The sequence below is a fragment of the Kitasatospora sp. NPDC087314 genome, assembly GCF_044744365.1.
GTDB lineage: Bacteria > Actinomycetota > Actinomycetes > Streptomycetales > Streptomycetaceae > Kitasatospora.
In genome coordinates this window covers 1-4,478 of sequence record NZ_JBIUYE010000040.1, presented here as the reverse complement: position 1 = coordinate 4,478, position 4,478 = coordinate 1, and the positions used below count along the sequence as shown (strand labels likewise).

Sequence of the window (4,478 nt, the reverse complement as noted above, 5' to 3'; positions counted from 1 at the left end):
GTAGGTGTCGTAGAGTTCGCGGCCCATGCCGAGTCGTTGGCTGCCCTGGCCGGAGAACACCATGGCCAGGGTCCCCTGGTCGCCCCGGCCGGTGACGACCGCCGGGTGGGCGGTCCCCTGCGCGAGCGCCGTGAGCGCCTCGGCCCGGTCGGTGCCGTCACCCGCCAGCACCACGGCCCGGTGGTCGAAGGCCGTGCGGGTGGTGGCGAGGGTGTAGCCGGTGTCCAGCTCCGAAGTGTCGTCGGTGAGGGCGTCCGCGAGCCGGGACGCCGTGTCACGCAGCGCCTGCTCGTCGCGCGCCGAGAGCAGCCACGGGACCACGGGCGGAACGGAGCCCGCGCGCTCCTCCGGCTCCTCCGCGACGGGCGGCTGCTCCAGGATGACGTGCGCGTTCGTCCCGCTGAAGCCGAAGGACGACACCCCTGCCCGGCGCGTCCCGTCACGCTGGGGCCAGGCGACCGATTCGGTCAGCAGGGAAACGGCGCCGGAACTCCAGTCGACCTCGGTGCTCGGAACCTCGACGTGCAGGGTGCGGGGCAGCACCTCGTGCCGCATCGCCATCACCATCTTGATGACGCCGGCCACGCCCGCGGCGGCCTGGGTGTGGCCGATGTTGGACTTGATGGAGCCGAGCCACAGCGGCTGTTCACGGTCCTGCCCGTAGGCCGCCAGCAGCGCCTGCGCCTCGATCGGATCACCGAGACGGGTCCCGGTGCCGTGCGCCTCCACCGCGTCGATCTGGTCGGGCCGTAGCCCCGCATCGATGAGGGCGTCGCGAACGACCCGCTGCTGCGACGGACCGTTCGGAGCGGTGAGGCCGTTCGAGCGGCCGTCCTGGTTCACCGCGGAGCCGCGCACCACCGCCAGGACCGGGTGACCGTGGCGCTGGGCATCCGACAGCCGTTCCACGATCAGGATGCCGGCGCCCTCCGACCAGCCGGTGCCGTCGGCGGCGTCGGAGAAGGCCTTGCACCGGCCGTCCGACGAAAGACCCTGCTGCTTGCTGAAGTCGATGAACGGCGCCGGACTGGCCATCACGGTCACACCACCGACCAGAGCCAGCGAGCACTCCCCGCGCCGCAGTGCCTGGGCGGCGAGGTGCAGTGCCACCAGCGAGGACGAGCACGCGGTGTCGATCGTGACAGCCGGCCCCTCCAGACCGAGTGTGTAGGCGATCCGGCCGGACAGGATGCTGCCGGAGTTGCCGGTGCCGAGGTATCCCTCCGCGACATCCGGGATCCGCGCCAGCCGAGAGGCGTAGTCGTGGTACATGATGCCCGCGAACACACCGGTGCGGCTGCCCCGCAGCGAGCCGGGATCGATCTGCGCGCTCTCGACCGCCTCCCAGGCAGTCTCCAGCAGAAGCCGTTGCTGCGGGTCCATCGATACGGCTTCCCGCGGCGAGATGCCGAAGAACTCCGCGTCGAACTCCGCTGCGTCGTAGAGGAACCCGCCCTGCAGCGTGTTGCTGCTCCCGGCGTCGCCGGGGTGCGCCGACCGCATCCCCTCGATGTCCCAGCCGCGGTCGCGGGGGAAGCCGCCGATGGCGTCCTGCTCGGATGCGACCAGCCGCCACAGCTGTTCCGGTGTCGTCACGCCGCCCGGATACCGGCAGGCCATGCCCACCACCGCAAGGGGCTCGTGACTGCTCTCCTCCACGGCACGCAGCCGCTGACGGGTGTCCCGCAGCTCGGTGGTGAGCCGCTTCAGGTACTGGAGCGTCTTATCTTCGTTCACGTCACGCAATCCCATCAGGACAAGCCCAGCTCGTCGTCAATGATGTCGAACATGTCTTCGAGGTCTGCCGCCGTCAGCTCGGCGGCACCGCCGGCCGGATCGTCCTTGCCGGCGTTCTCCCAGGCGTTGAGCAACGACCGGAGCCGACTGCGCACCTGAGCCGCATGCTGCTTGCCGACCTGCCCGAGTTGCACCTCCAGCCGGTCGATCTCGGCGAAGATCGCCTCCGGTTCCGAGGACCGGCCCGGATCGAGCAGCGACAGCAGGTACTCGCACAGCGCCGCGGGTGTCGGGTGGTCGAAGACCAGCGTCGCGGGCAGCCGCAGACCCGTGGCCGCGTCGAGCGCACCGCGCAGTTCCACGGCCATCAACGAGTCGAACCCGTGCTCGCTGAACGGCCGGTCCATCGAGATCGCCTCGTCCGAATCGTGCCCCGCGACGGCCGCGGTACGACTGAGAACCAACTGCGCGATCCGGTCCCGCTGCTCGTTCGGCGGCAGGTCGCGCAGGATGTCGGCCAGCGGCCGCGTCGAGGCGCTCGCCGTCGTCGCCCTGGCCGGGGCCGGCACCAGGTCGCGCAGCACGGGAGGCAGCGCGGCGTCGGCGGCGCGGCGGCGAAGCGCCGCCCGGTTCACCGGCATCGGGAACAGGACCGGGCCGCCGGCTGCGGCCGACGCGTCGAACAGGGCCCGTCCCGTCGCCTCGTCGATCGGCGCGAGGCCTGTCCCGGACAGGCGTCGGCGGTCCGCCTCGCCGACGGTGGCCGCCATGCCGGCGGTCCACGGTCCCCAGGCGAGGCTGGTGGTGGGGAGTCCGGTGGTGGTCCGGTGGTGGGCGAGGGCGTCCAGGTAGGCGTTGGCGGCGGCGTAGTTGGCCTGGCCGGGGGAGCCGAGGGTGGCAGCGGCGGAGGAGAACAGGACGAACGCCGTGACGTCGCGGTCCCGGGTGAGCTCGTGCAGGTGCCACGCCGCGGTCGCCTTCGGCCCGAACACACGCCGCAGATGCCCGGGAGTCTGCCGCGCCAGGATCGCGTCGTCGATGGTGCCGGCGCAGTGGATGACGGCGAGCGGCCGGTCGGCGGGCACTGCGGCCAGCGCCGCGGCGATCTGCGCGCGGTCGGTGAGATCGCAGGCCAGCTGGGTGACCTCGGCACCCTCCGGTTCCGGCGCGTCGCCGCGTCGGCTGACCAGCACGAGATCGGTCACGCCGTGGGAACGGACCAGGTGGTGGGCGACGAGGGTGCCGAGCGTACCGGCGGCCCCGGTGATCAGGACGGTGCTCGCCGCCCAATCCGGGGCAGCGGCCGATCCGGTGGGTGCGGGGACGAGCCGGGGGACCCGCATCTCCCCCTGGCGCAGCGCGAGTTCCGCCTCGCCGCCGGACAGCGCGTGGGGGAGCGCTTGCCACGACCGCTCGTCCTCGTCGAGGTCCACCAGCACGATGCGGCCCGGCTGTTCCGCCTGCGCGGCACGTACCAGCCCCCACACGGCCGCGCCCGCCGGTGCGGGATCGGTGTCAACGGCGACCGCGTGGGAGGTCACGACCACGAGGATGCGGTCCTGGGCGTGGGACCGCAGCGTCTCCAGCACGCCTGCGGCCGTCTCCAGCGCGTCCTCGGGGTCGAGACCAGCGCCGTTGCCCACCCGCAGGAGGGTGTGCGTGGCATCCGGTGTCTCGTCCTCCGCGCCGAGCACGGTGAATTCCACGGAGGTGCTGGGGAGTTCCCGGGGCAGCCAGGCCTGTCCGAAGAGCGACTGCCGGCCGTCGGTGAACTGCGCACCGGAGATCTTGCGCATCGTGAGGCGCTCGACCTCCGCGACCGGCCGGCCCGTGCCGTCGGCGATGCGCAGCGCGATCGCATCCTCGCGCAACGGCGACAGAACGGCCTTCAGACGGGTCGCGCCGCGGACGTGCACGGTCACGCCTGCCCAGGAGAACGGCAGCCGTGCGTGTCCGTCCGCGCCGAGCATCCGATCGACGCCGACTCCGTGCAGGACCGAGTCCAGCAGCGCCGGGTGCACGCCGAGACCGGAGTCCCGATCCTCACCCTCCGGCAGTTCCACCTCCACCGCCACGTCCTCGCCGACCCGCCAGGCCGCGCGCAGCCCCTGGAAGAAGGGGCCGTAGTCGAGCCCGGCGGCCGCGAACTCGGCGTAGACGTCCGACACGGACAGCTCGCTGGCTCCCGGCGGGGGCCAGGCGGTCAGGGACCACGAGGGCTCCGCGGGCTGTTCGTCGCCGATGATGCCGGCGGCGTGCAACTGCCACGGGGCGTCCGCGTCGGGCCGGGAATGCACCGTCACGGCCCGCTTGCCGTCAGCACCCGGATCGCCCACCGCGACCTGGAGATCCACGGAGCCCTCGGTGGGAACAACCAGCGGGCTCTCCAGCGTGAGCTCCTCGAAACCGCGCCGCCCGGACCGTTGCGCGGCGTGCAGCACGAGCTCCACGAACGCCGTGCCGGGGAAGACGATCGCACCCGCGACGACGTGGTCGGCCAGCCACGGATGGGAGGCGACGGAGAGGCTCCCGGTGAGCAACACGCCACTGCTGTGCGCCAGATCCATGCTCGAGGTGAGCAGCGGGTGCTCGGACCGGCCTCCACCGTGGTGCGGGACCGAAGCATCAGGCCAGTACCGCTTGCCGTGGAAGGGGTAGGTGGGGAGGGGGGTGTGTCGTGCGCCGGTGTTGGTGAAGTAGTGGTGCCAGTGGGGGTTTGCGCCGTGGGCGGTGAGGTGGGC

General features: G+C 72.4%; 2 protein-coding genes. Both read right to left on the bottom strand.

What is annotated here, in order from left to right; all coding sequences use genetic code 11:
- Positions 1-1,752: type I polyketide synthase (locus tag ACIO5E_RS39540; RefSeq protein ID WP_400677537.1), on the bottom strand; the 1,752-nt coding region annotated here is incomplete at its 3' end.
- Positions 1,752-4,478 (bottom strand): SDR family NAD(P)-dependent oxidoreductase (locus tag ACIO5E_RS39535; protein WP_400677535.1); only part of this gene is annotated, 2,727 nt, incomplete at its 5' end. The genes ACIO5E_RS39535 and ACIO5E_RS39540, both read right to left, overlap by 1 nt.